A 15,464-nucleotide genomic window follows, 5' to 3' on the forward strand; every position below is an offset into this window, starting at 1 on the left:
TGCCCTGGATCTGACCCTTCTTCACATATCGCTTCATGGAAATCCCTTCAATGCTGGTATGGATTTTCGGCAATTTCTTGCGCCTTCTCGCATAGTTATGTAATACCCTTTTTACAATTTATCTTTAAGAAACAGCACTTTGCAGGCTTATAGCGGCAGGTAGGATGCGAATACAAAGAGAAGCACAGGAGGTACCGAGCATGGATATTTTCGAACGCATTTCGGCTTATCGGGCGGAGAACGATGCGCTGGCATGGAGTGGCACGTTCAAGGATTATGTTGAACTGCTCCGAAAGGATCCCGCACCTGCCATGACCGCACATGCCCGGGTGTATGAGATGATTCGGTCCTATGGGGTTGAAGAGGTGGCCGGTCACAAGAAATACAAGTTTTTCGAGCAGGAGATATACGGTCTTGATCTTGCACTGGAGAAGCTGGTCGAGGAGTATTTCCATTCGGCGGCCAAAAGGCTTGATGTGCGCAAGCGGATTCTCCTGTTAATGGGTCCTGTCAGCGGGGGGAAGTCTACCTTGGTGACCTTGCTGAAGCGCGGGCTTGAGAAGTTCTCGCGGACTCCAGCTGGAGCCGTATACGCCATTGAAGGTTGCCCGATGCATGAAGATCCGCTTCATCTGATTCCTCATGAGCTGCGTCCGGCCTTCGAGGAAGAATTCGGCATCCGGATCGAGGGCGAGCTTTGCCCGGTCTGCCAGTTGAAGTTAAGAACCGACTATGCGGGAAATATTGAGCGGGTTCGTGTCGAGCGCGTCCTGTTCTCCGAGGCGAATCGTGTCGGCATCGGCACGTTCAGCCCCTCTGATCCGAAATCCCAGGATATTGCCGACCTTACCGGAAGTATTGATTTCTCAACGATTACGGAATACGGCTCTGAGTCTGATCCGCGGGCATATCGGTTTGACGGCGAGCTTAATAAGGCTAACCGGGGGCTTATGGAGTTCCAAGAAATGCTGAAATGTGATGAGAAATTCCTGTGGAACCTGCTCTCCCTGACCCAGGAAGGCAATTTTAAAGCCGGGCGATTCGCGCTGATTAGTGCGGATGAGCTTATCGTTGCGCATACGAATGAGGCGGAGTATAAGACCTTCATTGCGAATAAGAAAAATGAGGCCCTTCAGTCCAGAATGATCATCATGCCGATCCCCTATAATCTCAAGGTATCAGAGGAAGAAAAGATTTATGCCAAATTGATTGCCCAGAGTGATATGAGTCATATTCACATTGCTCCGCACGCCCTGCGGGCCGCAGCGATTTTCTCGATCTTAACCCGCTTGAAGGAGACGAAGAAGCAGGGAGTGGATTTGGTTAAGAAGATGAGGCTCTATAACGGGCAGGAAGTTGAAGGTTTCAAGGATGCGGATCTGAAGGAGCTGCAGCATGAATATCTGGACGAGGGAATGTCAGGGGTTGATCCAAGATATGTCATTAACCGGATTTCCAGTGCGCTTATTAAGCAGGATCTAGCCTGCATCAATGCGCTTGATATTTTGCGGGCGATCAAGGACGGGCTTGACCAACATGCCTCAATTACAAAGGAAGAACGGGAACGTTACTTGAACTTTGTCGCCATCGCCAGGAAGGAATATGATGAGCTCGCTAAGAAGGAAGTGCAGAAGGCGTTCGTATACTCTTTTGAAGAGTCGGCCAAGACCTTGTTTGAGAACTACCTGGACAATATTGAAGCATACTGCAGCTGGACGAAAATTCGCGATCCTCTAACCGATGAAGAGATGGACCCAGATGAGCGGCTGATGAGATCCATTGAAGAGCAGATCGGCATTTCGGAGAACGCCAAAAAGGCGTTCCGTGAAGAAATTTTGATCCGGATTTCCGCATACTCAAGAAAAGGTAAGAAATTTCAGTACCACCATCATGACCGTCTGCGTGAAGCAATTGAGAAGAAGCTGTTTGCTGATCTTAAGGATATTGTAAAAATCACCACATCCACCAAAACCCCGGATGAGAATCAGCTGAAGCGGATCAACGAGGTAAGTAAACGCCTGATGGATGAGCACGGCTATTGCCCCGTATGCGCGAATGAACTGCTGCGCTATGTCGGCAGCTTGCTGAACCGCTAATTCTAATCAAAGGCCCTATGGTTTCCCGTATGAAGCGGGCAATCCCATAGGGCCTGATCTGGCTATATTCGATGTAAGGAAGTTTAAACGGCTTAGCCTTGAGCCTGCAATACATAATCTTTGAGTGCCTTTTTTAGTATATATTGGCGGTCTAAGGGCCTTTGATCATAAAGCAGCTTGCCTCCGCTGACAATTTGGGTCTTATAGAAGGGAGCGGCTTGAGCGAAGTTCACCAGGGCAACCTCGCGGCACAGCAGTTGCTCCAGCTCTTTTTTAACCGATGTATGAATTTCAGGAGCAGGGGAACTGTCAGTCAGATAGGCGATGTCAACATTGCTGTCTTGTCTTAGGGATGCTTGGGCGGCGGAACCGAACAGAATAATAGAATATGCGCGGAAATGGCGGACAAGGTAACGGACAATATGCGTCTTTTCCTCGGGGGTTAACCCATTCACTAGAATCCTCTCCTTTTGGATGAGTATTAATCGTCACGGAATGACGTTTCTTTTCTATACATTATATAAATTTCAAGAAAATGTAAACTAAAATAACATCAAATTACAATTCAATATTTGTTCCAGGTTTGAAAAACAATTTTTATGGAGGGCTGTTGGGCTGTTCAACTAAGGAAGTGAAGCTATTTTAGCTTGTGATTTAAATAACTTAACATGTATACGTTTTTATATATGACATTAGTTCTTTATACCCATTACCCGGGAAGGGGATATCTCTATAATGATAAATGTTCTTGAATTTACCAAATTTTAAAGATAGAAGGGGACGACATCATGATTCAGCTCTCAAAGGCAAGGCAGAAGCAAATTGATTTTATGGGGATTACCGAACAGGACTTGGGTTTACTTCAGGAGCATCGGACGGTTTTTCAAGAAGTTGTCGAAAAGGTGGTTGATCAATTCTACATTCATTTAGAACATCAACCTGAACTTATGGAGATCATTAATAAGCATTCAACGATAGACCGATTGAAGGAAACGCAGCGAGATTACTGGATGTCCATTACGGAAGGGCAGCTTGATGATGCATTTCTTGAACAGCGTCTTAAAATCGGGCTTATCCACTCGCATATCGGTCTGTCTACTGACTATTATTTAGGCAGCTATATGGTGTATCTTGATATTGCAACCCAGCTGCTGCAGTCGGCAATGCCGGATGGCTGGTATCCGGTTGTTCATGCCCTAAGCAAGATGTTTAATCTCGACTCCCAGCTTGTGCTTGAAGCCTACAATAAGAAAGAGAAAGGCATACTGAAAGACCTGGCTGATGAGCAAGAGCATATGCTGCAGGCTGTCACGGGGGCTGCACAGGAACTAACCGGAATGATTGTGGAACTGAGCAGCAGCGCTCAAGCCATTGCGGAAACTGCGGAGACGGCGGCCCAATCGCAGGAGACCTCCCACGCCCTAATCGAGGAACTGAATGGAGATGTCGAGGAAATTGTAAAGATGAACACGCTGATCCGTAACATTTCAGAGCAAACCCAGCTGCTGGGGCTTAATGCGGCAATTGAAGCGGCGCGGGCTGGGGAAGCCGGAAGAGGGTTTGATGTGGTAGCCAAGGAGGTTCGCAAGCTGGCCGAGAACTCCAAGGGGGCAATGTCCCAGATTCAATCTCGTGTCGACGGGATTATAGCCAGATTACATAGAGTACAGCTTGAGTCCGAACGAACCAATGAAGGTGCTAGAAGACAAGCCATACGTTCCAAAGAGCTCTCTTCTTTTGTGGGTATGATGGAGAAGGTGGCAGCCGAGCTGAAGGAAATGCAGCATAATTAGTTGGAAGTCAATCACTCATAAATGAAATTAAAGGCCTCGCTTATTTTGTTAAGCGAGGCTTTTTTATTGCCTTTCGTTTGGCAAAAAGGGCTGTGCAGCTATGGGATCAGACTATACTTCTACTGCGACTCTATGAATATAGTAAATAGAATTCTGGAGAGTCAGATATTTAAGAGAGGAGGAGATCATACCGCTGAGCCAAGACCTGCCAGGCAAACGTTGACATCACAGAAATCTGTGAAGCCATATTCTGCACCCACAGCAGGGGAATTGGGACTGGGCCGTGTGCAGGTCCTGGAACCGCTCGGGGAACGAGCCCGGGAACCTAAAGGAGGATGCAGGAATGGAGAAGGTGACAATCGTTATTCCTACCTATAATAATGCGCCTTATATCCAATTAGCACTACAGTCGATATATCGCCAAACTTATAAACATTGGAAGCTGCTGATTATTGATGACGGGTCTACTGACGGAACAGTTGCTAGGATCAAACCGCTAGTAGACCTTTCACGAACACGTGTGAAAATACTCAAACAAAACTCTGGCATCTGTCGTGTTCTTAACTATGCTTTACAGCAAATTGATACCGAGTATTTCTTGCAGGTTGATGGAGATGACTGGATTGAGCCGGAAACTTTAGAGATAATGGTTCATGCAATGGAACGCAGTTCGTCTAGTACGGCGCTGGTTTATGCCAATACAATGCATTGGTATGAAAAAGCGGGAAAGCTTAGATTCCATAAAGTTGTGAAGCCTCGCAAGTTTCACAGTCGCTATGAATTTGCTATGTATGACCCGATGGTTCATCCCCGGTTTTATAGGACTTCCTGTGTGAAAAAGGTTGGGGGATGGGAAATCGATACGCTGACCTGGGGGAGGATGATGGAAGGACGACGCCTATTGCTCCGGCTGCTTGATCGGTATTCGTTCGGCTATATTGATTGTAATTTATATCATTTTCGTTATCATCAAACCAATCTTAGCCTAGACCAGAATGCGCCTATATACAATCAATTGAGGAAGCTGTATACCGATAAAGCTCTGCAACGTTGGGGTAATCTGTATACCGCTGAAATGGTGGGGCCAACTCAGTCATGGCAATCGCTTCGCCTGATACCTAAAATTCCAAGAAAGGGGTGAATATGAATATGCAGCAGCAGCATGGGGGTGATCACTTAATACACAAGGAGCCTACCTGATAGTTTTTTATGGGTAACTTGTGGTATATAAACGGCCGAATCAGAGCATGGGGAGTGATTCCTATCGTGCCCGGTTCGGCCGTTTGGTTCTGCGCAGGAAAAGGTAAAGTTGCTTATTTAGTCAAACATGCCGCCGGGCGTCTTTATGTTCGATTTCTTTGCGCCAACGGGAAAGCTCAGGAATTTCCACCTGATTCATGATGCAGTTAATGTATAAAGCTTCTCTAAGATCAAGATACTCATCATCGAATCCCATCTCAATCATTTTAGCCACAACAGGAACGCTTTGTGCGGAGCCTAAGCGGCACAATCCGCTGGCAAGCTTGGTAGCATGAGTCAAGTTCCGCTCTTTCTGCAGCAGCTGGAGCAGGGACGATTCTGCGGATGATGCAGACATGCGGCCAAGCGCTTCAGCGGCATACAATTTGAAATAATCATCAGCTTCCTGCTCATAACGCGAGGTCAACCGGGCGATGACTTCATCGCCTCCAATGCGTACTAAGGCATCAAGGGATTGCTCTACGAGAAGATCGTTCTCGCTTGTTAAGAATTCAATCAGCAGGGGGACGGCGGATTCCAGCTTCATTCGTCCGGCTGCTTGAGCGTAGTAAGCCGTTGTATAATCCTCAAGGTCCTCCCGATTGTGATCCTTCAGCTTGCCGATGACCTGCAGTTCAGCCAGGGCGCCAGTTTGCACCATTTGCGTGATGAGATAGTCTAAGTAGTCATACTCTAAGTCCCCGTAATCTAATCCGCGGCTGGCTTCAAGCATCTGCTCAAAGGCTGCTGTAAGCTCTTCGGCAGATAAAGAAGCGATACCCATATGTACCTGTGCTTTGGTGCGAATCTCCTCTGGCAGATGCTCCAGCTCGGATGATACCTGTTCAAGCAGACGGGGAGAGCTGCTGAGCAAGATTTGACTCAGGAGATCTTTTTGCATATCTTTGAGGTCATCGGAAAGAAGCAGCTTTACGATCTCTGCAACCGTTTGAGAGCTTTGGGGGAAATGAATGGCCCAATGAAGATATACTGAACCGGGATTTTCCGTGCGGCGAAGCTTGTCCAGTACTAGCTCCATAATTCCATCTGTATATTGATAGCTCTCTGCAAAATATTGAATGGCTCCGTTGCTTACTAGTGCATCGGGATGCAGCAAGAACGGTTTAACCTGCTCGGGTGTAAACATGAGTAGAAGTCATCCTCCCTCTAATGAATTGACTGCTATGTAGATAGGTGTCTTATTATAACATAGGTGACCGGAAGTCAAACATAAGGCTGCTCTATTGGACTGTTCTGCGGTCCGTTAGGGCAGCCCCTATGCTCAAATCATTTTCCGGTAATGTTTTTTTCCGTCATAAGTGAATCGAGCTCTTTGCCCTTCAATGACTGTCTCCAGATGAACGGAGTGTCCCCAAAGGGAATATACGTAGGGCAGCGTGCGCTCCAGATATTTCAGGTCCAATTCAATACCTTCATATTGATGCTTCATAAGCAGTTCCCCGGCATGGTTGAAATCACCGTTAACGATCACAATATAAGGAGAGCCTCCATTTACGCGGGAATAGACGAGTTGATCTCTAACATTCTCCCAGGCTTTATCCGTGATCGTCCATTCATGACCCTGCTTCTCAAATACATAGAGGTCCAAATCCCGGACCAAGTCTTTGTTCAGATAATTGCGGAGGAAAGAGGTATCCATATCAAATTCACGCACCTCGAAGATCTTCTCTCTGCCCTTGCCGGGTTCTCTTCCGAGTCTCTTCTTCTCCTCATCTGTAGGATGGTCCCAGCGATGCTCAATGTTCTCAAAAATCTTCAGGCCCAGGTAATAGGGGTTCAGACTCTGTGTGGACGGTTGGACCACCGAAGCGTTCAGCTTGGCGAACTCAATGGTGTCCTCACTCGTCAGATCCAGCTCGCGAATAATGCGCTGGTGCCAGTACGAAGCCCAGCCTTCGTTCATGATCTTGGTCTCCATCTGTGGCCAGAAATACAGCATCTCATCACGCAGCATGCTCATAATATCGCGCTGCCAGTCTTCGAGCACCTCCGAATATTCCTGGATGAACCACATCATATCCTTCTCGGGCTCAGGAGGGAAGGAGATGCGGTCATGCATGCTGCCTGCGTCTTCGCTGCTGTTCTCTTCCTCTGAAGCTGGCCTTGCGTCCAGACCCCAGAGGTCGCTATATTCACCCTCAGGCTTGGGATTTCGCCGCTGCTGCTTGGCCTGCCGTGTTCTCTCTTCCGTCCATCGGCGCTTATCCGAAGAGCGGGACCGGATCACATGAGGATCTACATGCTCCTGGATGGACAGGACGGCATCGATGAACTCCTCAACAGCTTTCGTACCATGGATGAGCTCATATTCGGCAATCCGCTCGGCGGTAGCAGACATGCTCTCTACCATATTCCGATTGGAGGTGGAGAAGCGAACATTGTTTTTGAAAAAATCACAGTGGGCAAGCACATGAGCGACAATCAGCTTGTTCTGGATGAGTGAATTGCCCTCCAGTAAAAAGGCATAGCAAGGATTGGAGTTAATGACAAGCTCGTAAATTTTGCTGAGCCCCAGATCATATTGAAGCTTCATTTTGTTGAAGGATTTCCCGAAGCTCCAGTGTTTAAACCGGGTTGGCATCCCGTATGCCCCGAAGGTATAGATAATGTCCGCCGGACAAATCTCATAGCGCATGGGGTAATAGTCGAGGCCAAAGCCGTCTGCAATTTCGGAGATTTCGGAGATAGCTCGTTCTAACGCAAGAAGTTCGTCATGATTCATAGCGTTCCTCCTGGATAATTTCTAAGGGCCGGTAGTATACTTGAACCAAATTCGGAGAAATTTGTTGAATGAAGTCAAATAACTTGGAAAGAAGGCATGAAGGCATGGAGAAGAAATATGTGAGAGAAACCCGCTGTTTTAAAACGGCCCGGGTATTTCCGACAGATGTTAATAATCACAACACCTTATTTGGGGGCAAGCTGATGTCCTATATTGATGATATTGCCTCGATTGCGGCCTCCAAATGCTGCCGGGTCAATACGGTAACGGCCTCAACAGATTCGGTGGACTTTCTCCATCCGATTAATCCAAGTGATTCCGTAAATTTGGAGGCTTTTGTTACCTGGACAGGACGCAGCTCGATGGAGATCTTTGTTAAGGTCATCCGCGAGAATCTGGTGACAGGGGAGAAGCTGATTGCCGCTACCTCCTTCCTGACCTTTGTGGCTATAGATGAGAAGGGTCAAAAAGTCATGGTGCCTGAGATCATTCCTGAGACGGCAGAGGAGCTGAAGCTGCACGAGACGGCTGCATCAAGGGCGGAAGTCCGGCGCCACCGCAGGGAAGAGAGCCGTAAGCTCGCGGCCTATCTGACCACGGATTACCCTTGGGAAATGTCCTGATTCGTCCTAGGCTGTCCCCTGTCTTTTTTGAAAGAAATGCTTCAAGGCCGTATAGACCTCAGCGCGTTCCTTGATCACATAATGCATGAACTCAGGTCTCTTAATGTTGCGGTAAGCAGACATCAGGGTGCTCCCCCGGTTATACTGATTGATCTCCCCATAGCCGAAAATGTTGCACCGCTGCAGCAGCTCGTCAATGAGCTTCACACATCTCTCATTATCCGAGGTTAAGTTATCACCGTCCGAGAAGTGAAAGGGATAAATGTTGTAGCTTGAAGGGGGATAGCGGGCATCGATGATTTCCAGGGCTTTCTGGTATGCTGAAGAGCAGATCGTACCTCCGCTTTCTCCGCGGTTAAAGAAATCCTCCTCAGAAACCTCTTTAGCTTCCGTATGATGGGCAATAAAGATGATCTCTACCTTCTCATATTGGCGGCGGAGAAACCGGGTCATCCAGAAGAAAAAACTTCTTGCACAATATTTTTCAAAAGATCCCATGGATCCCGAAGTGTCCATCATGGCGATAATCACAGCGCTGGAATGGGGGATCTTGATCTCCTCCCAGGTCTTGTATCTTAGATCATCCGGTGAAATTCCATGTACTCCAGGAGCGCCTTGTCTGGCATTTCGCCGCAAATTCTCAAGGATTGTTCGTTTTTTGTCAATGTTGGACATGATCCCTTTTTTACGTATGTCGTTGAAACGGATCGAATCTGTCTCCAGCTGCTCATTGTCCTTCTCCTTCATATATGGGAGCTCAAGCTCTGTAAACAATATATCCTCCAGCTCATCAATGCGAACCTCGGCCTCAGTTACATCAGCTCCCGGCTGGTTCCCGGCTTCTCCGCCTTGGCCAGGCTTGGTAGGGCGTTCTCTAGCCAACACGTCGCCTACCTGGGAATCCCCGTCTCCTTGCCCTACATGCTTTTGTTTATTGAAATTATGGACGAAGCGGTATTCCTCCAAATTTCGCAGTGGTATTTTAACAATCTGCCTCCCATCGGACAGGATAATATTCTCTTCTGTGATCAGATCCGGCAAATTTTCTTTTAAGGCATCTTTGATTTTTTGCTGGTGGCGCTGCTGATCTTGGTATCCTTTACGATGCAGCGACCAGTCCTCTCGGGATACGATAAACTGGTGTTTATTAGAGAATGGCATAGCAGGCACCTCCTGATCTATAATTTGCTGTTTCAAGGCGAAGCTATTGTAAGAAAAGTATATTCATAAGAGGGAGCGTTATGTGAGGGAGTAAGTACGAATTGAGGCAACTTTGTCTCTTCGTAAAAGGGTTAGAGAAGAATGGTGTTAACGCGAAAAACGCGATCACTTTCTGAATGGGAGCTGTGGATGTATAATCTTATCAGCAGGAGCATATAGAGACACGTTTGTGTGCTTTAATAGAGACTTTTATATAGTAGAGAGGAGCCGTTCTATGACAGCAGGGACTTTATTTATTAACGGGAAATTTCCGCCTGGAATTGCGAACACGCATACACAGGTTGACGCGGTCTATGTAGAGGACGGAATGATTCGTGAAATCGGCCGTGCCGCAGATTTGAAGCTGCAGCTGTCAAGTCAGACCTACCGAATCATCGATTGGAATGGAGCTTATGTATTGCCAGGCCTTGCTGACTCCCACATGCATTTGGGCATGCATGGGATGAAGCTAACGATGCTGGATTTCTCCGCTGCAACCTCGAAGGCAGAAATGCTTCAGCTTCTTACGGAGCGGGCAAGACTAACTCCAGAAGGGGAATGGATTCTGGGGCTGAACTGGAATGAGAACAATTTTAGTCCTGCAGTTGCTCCTACAATTGAAGAGCTGGATGCAGTGACAGATCGGCATCCAGTCTATTTGACGCGCACATGCTTTCACGCCTTCCTGGCCAACACGGAGGCATTTCGCAGAGCGGGCATTACGGATCAGACTCCTGAGCCTGCTTCAGGCGCATTTGGCCGGGGCGAGGATGGCCGGTTAAACGGCTGGATCTATGAGGAAGCCTGCCAGCCTTTTATCAAAGTGCAGCCAGAGCCGGATTATACAGCTAAGAAAAATGCGCTGAGAGTAGCCTGCCAGGATGCGTTGCGGCTTGGATTAACGGCCGCGCATACAGAGGACTTAAGGTTTATCGGCAGTCTGGAGACGATGCTTCAAATTCACCGGGAGCTACAGGAAGAAGGCCTCCATTTTCGAACACACCAGCTTGTTTACCATACATTTTTGGATGAAGCTGAAAGTTTGGGGATCAAAGCGGGCCATGGAGATGAGTGGTTGAAGATCGGCGCTGCCAAAATATTCTCAGACGGAGCAATCGGAGGAAGAACTGCATATCTGCTTGAACCCTATAGTGATGCGCCTCATACACAGGGGATGGCGATTCAGCCGCTGGAGCGGCTAAATGAGATCACTCGCCGTGCAAGAAGCTTAGGTTACCCGATTGCAGTCCATGCCATTGGCGATGCAGCTGCCGATATGACGCTGCGAGCGATGGAGACTCATCCGCTTACCAAGGAGTTCCCTTTGCCAGATCGATTGATCCATGCACAAGTGCTCAATCGTGCGCTTGTGGACCGAATGACCCGGCTGCATCTTGCGGCCGATATTCAGCCACGCTTTGTTCCCAGTGACTTCCCTTGGGTTATGGAACGAGTAGGGAAGGAGAGAACCGAATATTTGTATGCATGGAAGAAGCTGCTGCAAGCCGGGATCGCTTGCGCTGGGGGAAGTGATGCGCCGATTGAACCGCTGAACCCGTTTCTCGGACTCCATGCTGCAGTGACAAGGCGTCAACCTGGAACAGACTTTGAGGGGTTTCTTCCGGAAGAGAAGCTCAGTATAGATGAATCTATCCGGCTGTTTACGGTGGGAAGCGCTCAAGCAGCTGGGGACGAGCATGTACGAGGAGCCATCAAGCCAGGAATGGCGGCGGATTTCACGGTAGTAGACCGGGATATTTCCATGGATTCTGAGGAGCTGCTTCGTGTGCAGGTGCAGATGACAGTTGTTAATGGTAAAGCAGCATATTCAGCAAGTTAAGTATTATAATAGAGAAGTTTGATATAGATCGTGGAGGTTGTTCGCATGCGCTTTAAAGATGTATTCTCAATTATCGGACCTGTGATGGTTGGACCGTCCAGCTCTCACACTGCTGGTGCCGCCAGAATTGGTAGGGTAGCTAGGCATTTGCTTGGCAAGCAGCCGGAGGAGGCGGTTATTACCTTTTACGGTTCATTCGCTGCAACCTATCAAGGGCACGGAACGGACCGGGCGATTGTGGGAGGATTGCTGGATTACACGACCGATGATTCACGCATCCCTACAGCCTTGTTAAGAGCAGAGGAGGCAGGGATGACAGTCCGGTTTGAAGAAGGGCGCGGAGGAATGCGGCACCCTAACACAGCAAGGATTGAGGTGACTTGCGATGGGGGACAGACCAAGCTGTCCATCATCGGGATTTCCATCGGAGGAGGAAATATTGAGATCCAGGAAATTGATGATTTTAATATAAAATTAACCGGAATTTATCCGACTCTTGTCATCCGGCACTTTGATTTACCGGGAGTTATTGCAGGAATAACCCGAGAGCTCAGTACCCATGGTGTCAACATTGCACACATGTCGGTGGATCGCAAGAGCCGCAACGGACTCGCGATGACTGTAGTGGAACTGGACGGACATGCTGATGAGTCCGCTATTCAACATCTGCAGGAGATGGAATCCCTCAAGTGGATTGGACGGGTCGATTTATCGGAACCAAGCGCTGTATCAAATTAGGAAGAAGAAAAAATCAGGAGGATAAGAATGAACTTTAGCACATTGGAGGAGCTGGCTGCTCTTTGCCGTGAACAGAACAAAACCATTGGAGAGTTAATGGTGGAGGAGCAGGCGAGAGAATCGGGCCGTTCTACAGAGCAGGAGTTTGCCACTATGGCAGACTATTATGAAGTAATGAAGGAGGCGGTACGCCGGGGGTTGAATGAAGATACGACATCTCCTAGCGGCCTTACAGGACTGGATGCACAGAGAGTCATGACCATGGCATCCAAGCAGGAGTTAAGCTTGGGCGGACCGGCAGGAGAAGCGCTGGCATATGCGCTCTCGGTCTCGGAAGTGAATGCCTCGATGGGGCGGATTGTGGCAACGCCAACTGCCGGATCCTGCGGTGTGATTCCAGGGGTATTCGTAAGCAGTCAGCAGCGGTTCGGATGGACCGATGAACATATGGTGTATGGATTGTTTGCCGCAGGGGCTATCGGCTATGTCATTGCCAATAACTCCTTCATCTCTGGAGCTGAAGGCGGGTGCCAGGCTGAGATTGGTTCTGCAATCGGGATGGCTGCCGGAGCTTTGGTTGAGCTGCGCGGAGGATCCCCGGAACAGGCCGTTCACGCAGTTGGTCTTGCCCTTAAAAACACACTCGGACTGATCTGCGATCCTGTCGGAGGGCTTGTTGAGGTGCCTTGTATTGTCCGTAACGGTTTTGGAGCAGTAACTGCACTGGCTGCTGCGGATATGGCTATGGCTGGTGTACGCAGCGTTATTCCATCGGATGAGGTGATTCAGGTTATGATGGAAGTAGGCTCGTCTATGCCTGAAAAACACCGGGAGACAGCCAAGGGCGGACTCGCTCAAACCCCTACAGGACGTAAGATTATGCAGGGGTTATAATGAGGTTTAAAGACCTGCCCTTATAGGCAGGTCAATTTTTTTGAAAAAAAATCTTGATAATTAACTTTAATTTGTGTTATATTATTATTCCGGCTGTTGAACAAGAGTTTGGCTGGATATGTTGGTGCAATCGAGAGACAGTTGAGTTAAAAAAAACTTCTTGCATCTTGCTTGCTGACATGTTATGATATAAAAGTTGACGCCGACGAGTTCGGTTGAGACGAAAGAACAGTTTGATCTTTGAAAACTGAACAACGAGTGAGATATAAATGAGAATTAACGGATGAATTTCAAGTCCATCTCGATTTGAAATTCGATCCTTTCTCGTCAGTTTCAAAATGAGTCACAAGCTTTACCTTTATTGGAGAGTTTGATCCTGGCTCAGGACGAACGCTGGCGGCGTGCCTAATACATGCAAGTCGAGCGGAGTTATTTAGAAGCTTGCTTCTAAATAACTTAGCGGCGGACGGGTGAGTAACACGTAGGCAACCTGCCTGTAAGACTGGGATAACTACCGGAAACGGTAGCTAATACCGGATACACAAGTTCCTCGCATGAGGGACTTGGGAAAGACGGAGCAATCTGTCACTTACGGATGGGCCTGCGGCGCATTAGCTAGTTGGTGGGGTAACGGCTCACCAAGGCGACGATGCGTAGCCGACCTGAGAGGGTGAACGGCCACACTGGGACTGAGACACGGCCCAGACTCCTACGGGAGGCAGCAGTAGGGAATCTTCCGCAATGGACGAAAGTCTGACGGAGCAACGCCGCGTGAGTGATGAAGGTTTTCGGATCGTAAAGCTCTGTTGCCAGGGAAGAACGCTTGAGAGAGTAACTGCTCTTAAGGTGACGGTACCTGAGAAGAAAGCCCCGGCTAACTACGTGCCAGCAGCCGCGGTAATACGTAGGGGGCAAGCGTTGTCCGGAATTATTGGGCGTAAAGCGCGCGCAGGCGGCCATTTAAGTCTGGTGTTTAATCCTGGAGCTCAACTCCGGGTCGCACTGGAAACTGGGTGGCTTGAGTGCAGAAGAGGAGAGTGGAATTCCACGTGTAGCGGTGAAATGCGTAGAGATGTGGAGGAACACCAGTGGCGAAGGCGACTCTCTGGGCTGTAACTGACGCTGAGGCGCGAAAGCGTGGGGAGCAAACAGGATTAGATACCCTGGTAGTCCACGCCGTAAACGATGAATGCTAGGTGTTAGGGGTTTCGATACCCTTGGTGCCGAAGTTAACACATTAAGCATTCCGCCTGGGGAGTACGGTCGCAAGACTGAAACTCAAAGGAATTGACGGGGACCCGCACAAGCAGTGGAGTATGTGGTTTAATTCGAAGCAACGCGAAGAACCTTACCAGGTCTTGACATCCCTCTGACCGGTACAGAGATGTACCTTTCCTTTACGGACAGAGGAGACAGGTGGTGCATGGTTGTCGTCAGCTCGTGTCGTGAGATGTTGGGTTAAGTCCCGCAACGAGCGCAACCCTTAACTTTAGTTGCCAGCAGGTCAAGCTGGGCACTCTAGAGTGACTGCCGGTGACAAACCGGAGGAAGGTGGGGATGACGTCAAATCATCATGCCCCTTATGACCTGGGCTACACACGTACTACAATGGCCGGTACAACGGGAAGCGAAGGAGCGATCTGGAGCGAATCCTAGAAAAGCCGGTCTCAGTTCGGATTGCAGGCTGCAACTCGCCTGCATGAAGTCGGAATTGCTAGTAATCGCGGATCAGCATGCCGCGGTGAATACGTTCCCGGGTCTTGTACACACCGCCCGTCACACCACGAGAGTTTACAACACCCGAAGTCGTTGAGGTAACCCGCAAGGGGGCCAGCCGCCGAAGGTGGGGTAGACGATTGGGGTGAAGTCGTAACAAGGTAGCCGTATCGGAAGGTGCGGCTGGATCACCTCCTTTCTATGGAGAATCGTCTTCGGTGGTGAAGACATTCAAATATGGGTTAACCTTGAGTTAACCAACCATCTCACTCGTTGGTCAGTTTTGAGAGCTCAAACTCTCAAAATGGATCTGCATGATTTCATCAACCCAATCGGATTGACCGAAATTCACACAGGTCGCAGTTTCTTCGAAACTGCTTTGATCCTTGAAAACTGGATAACGAAACGAAATTGCGTTTTAGAAACATCTCTTTAGCTGAAACTTGTGATCGAAGAGAACAAGTGAAGTGATAGCTACAGAGCGAGGTATTTTGGAGACGATCGATCCTTTGTGAGTGGGTTTCAACCTTGATTCATTTCAATTGAGAAACCAAGGAACAACAGAGCGTATCGGCCCAAAAT

The 15,464-nt window shown here is 48.6% G+C and carries 11 protein-coding genes and 1 rRNA gene; 8 read left to right on the forward strand and 4 right to left on the reverse strand.

Annotated elements, in window-relative coordinates:
- The first annotated feature begins 200 nt into the window (after positions 1-200).
- Complete coding sequence (locus tag DCC85_RS06970; protein ID WP_108464928.1) at positions 201-2,096, forward strand: PrkA family serine protein kinase; 1,896 nt, start codon at positions 201-203, stop codon at positions 2,094-2,096.
- Positions 2,097-2,188: 92 nt separating this feature from the next.
- On the opposite strand, the gene mntA is transcribed toward DCC85_RS06970, so the two are convergent.
- Positions 2,189-2,551: a type VII toxin-antitoxin system MntA family adenylyltransferase antitoxin gene (mntA, locus tag DCC85_RS06975; protein ID WP_108464929.1), complete on the reverse strand. Its 363-nt coding sequence runs from the start codon at positions 2,549-2,551 to the stop codon at positions 2,189-2,191.
- Between the two features lie 333 nt (positions 2,552-2,884).
- Here mntA and DCC85_RS23630 point away from each other — a divergent pair, with 333 nt between their 5' ends.
- Both DCC85_RS23630 and DCC85_RS06985 read left to right on the forward strand, forming a co-directional pair.
- Positions 2,885-3,889: a globin-coupled sensor protein gene (locus tag DCC85_RS23630; RefSeq protein ID WP_108464930.1), complete on the forward strand. Its 1,005-nt coding sequence runs from the start codon at positions 2,885-2,887 to the stop codon at positions 3,887-3,889.
- A gap of 343 nt (positions 3,890-4,232) precedes the next feature.
- Positions 4,233-5,030 (forward strand): glycosyltransferase family 2 protein, encoded by a 798-nt coding sequence (locus DCC85_RS06985; protein ID WP_108464931.1) that lies wholly within the window; start codon positions 4,233-4,235, stop codon positions 5,028-5,030.
- Between the two features lie 180 nt (positions 5,031-5,210).
- Here the strand turns inward: DCC85_RS06985 and DCC85_RS06990 are convergent, their stop codons facing one another.
- Positions 5,211-6,275 carry a HEAT repeat domain-containing protein gene (locus tag DCC85_RS06990; RefSeq protein ID WP_108464932.1) on the reverse strand — a complete coding sequence of 355 codons (1,065 nt, stop codon included), beginning with the start codon at positions 6,273-6,275 and terminating at the stop codon, positions 5,211-5,213.
- Between the two features lie 135 nt (positions 6,276-6,410).
- The gene (locus tag DCC85_RS06995) at positions 6,411-7,871 is read right to left on the reverse strand and encodes a SpoVR family protein (RefSeq protein ID WP_108464933.1); all 1,461 of its coding nucleotides are present in this window, start codon (positions 7,869-7,871) and stop codon (positions 6,411-6,413) included.
- A 104-nt stretch (positions 7,872-7,975) separates the two neighbouring features.
- Between DCC85_RS06995 and DCC85_RS07000 the strand changes: the two genes are divergently transcribed.
- Positions 7,976-8,494 carry an acyl-CoA thioesterase gene (locus DCC85_RS07000; RefSeq protein WP_108464934.1) on the forward strand — a complete coding sequence of 173 codons (519 nt, stop codon included), beginning with the start codon at positions 7,976-7,978 and terminating at the stop codon, positions 8,492-8,494.
- A gap of 6 nt (positions 8,495-8,500) precedes the next feature.
- Here the strand turns inward: DCC85_RS07000 and yhbH are convergent, their stop codons facing one another.
- Positions 8,501-9,655, reverse strand: coding sequence for a sporulation protein YhbH (yhbH, locus tag DCC85_RS07005; RefSeq protein WP_108464935.1), 1,155 nt, complete (start codon positions 9,653-9,655; stop codon positions 8,501-8,503).
- 274 nt (positions 9,656-9,929) lie between these two features.
- Between yhbH and DCC85_RS07010 the strand changes: the two genes are divergently transcribed.
- The 4 genes from DCC85_RS07010 (at position 9,930) to DCC85_RS07025 (ending at position 15,081) form a co-directional block, all read left to right on the forward strand.
- Entirely contained in the window at positions 9,930-11,534 is a 1,605-nt protein-coding gene (locus tag DCC85_RS07010; RefSeq protein WP_108464936.1) for an amidohydrolase, read from the forward strand.
- Positions 11,535-11,579: 45 nt separating this feature from the next.
- On the forward strand, positions 11,580-12,272 hold the full coding sequence (gene sdaAB, locus DCC85_RS07015; RefSeq protein WP_108464937.1) for an L-serine ammonia-lyase, iron-sulfur-dependent subunit beta: 693 nt from the start codon (positions 11,580-11,582) through the stop codon (positions 12,270-12,272).
- A 27-nt stretch (positions 12,273-12,299) separates the two neighbouring features.
- A complete protein-coding gene (sdaAA, locus tag DCC85_RS07020) occupies positions 12,300-13,166 on the forward strand; it encodes an L-serine ammonia-lyase, iron-sulfur-dependent, subunit alpha (protein WP_108464938.1) in 867 nt (288 codons plus the stop codon).
- 358 nt (positions 13,167-13,524) lie between these two features.
- A 16S ribosomal RNA gene (locus tag DCC85_RS07025) occupies positions 13,525-15,081 on the forward strand.
- Positions 15,082-15,464 lie beyond the last annotated feature (383 nt).

The sequence above is a fragment of the Paenibacillus sp. CAA11 genome (assembly GCF_003060825.1).
Classification (GTDB): domain Bacteria; phylum Bacillota; class Bacilli; order Paenibacillales; family Paenibacillaceae; genus Fontibacillus.

What these genes read in the sequence shown, in the direction of transcription:
- DCC85_RS06970 (WP_108464928.1), top strand. Translation starts at nt 201, where the DNA reads ATGGATATTTTCGAACGCATTTCGGCTTATCGGGCGGAGAACGATGCG.
- DCC85_RS23630 (WP_108464930.1), top strand. Translation starts at nt 2,885, where the DNA reads ATGATTCAGCTCTCAAAGGCAAGGCAGAAGCAAATTGATTTTATGGGG.
- DCC85_RS06985 (WP_108464931.1), top strand. Translation starts at nt 4,233, where the DNA reads ATGGAGAAGGTGACAATCGTTATTCCTACCTATAATAATGCGCCTTAT.
- DCC85_RS06990 (WP_108464932.1), bottom strand. Translation starts at nt 6,275, where the DNA reads ATGTTTACACCCGAGCAGGTTAAACCGTTCTTGCTGCATCCCGATGCA.
- DCC85_RS06995 (WP_108464933.1), bottom strand. Translation starts at nt 7,871, where the DNA reads ATGAATCATGACGAACTTCTTGCGTTAGAACGAGCTATCTCCGAAATC.
- DCC85_RS07000 (WP_108464934.1), top strand. Translation starts at nt 7,976, where the DNA reads ATGGAGAAGAAATATGTGAGAGAAACCCGCTGTTTTAAAACGGCCCGG.
- yhbH (WP_108464935.1), bottom strand. Translation starts at nt 9,655, where the DNA reads ATGCCATTCTCTAATAAACACCAGTTTATCGTATCCCGAGAGGACTGG.
- DCC85_RS07010 (WP_108464936.1), top strand. Translation starts at nt 9,930, where the DNA reads ATGACAGCAGGGACTTTATTTATTAACGGGAAATTTCCGCCTGGAATT.
- sdaAB (WP_108464937.1), top strand. Translation starts at nt 11,580, where the DNA reads ATGCGCTTTAAAGATGTATTCTCAATTATCGGACCTGTGATGGTTGGA.
- sdaAA (WP_108464938.1), top strand. Translation starts at nt 12,300, where the DNA reads ATGAACTTTAGCACATTGGAGGAGCTGGCTGCTCTTTGCCGTGAACAG.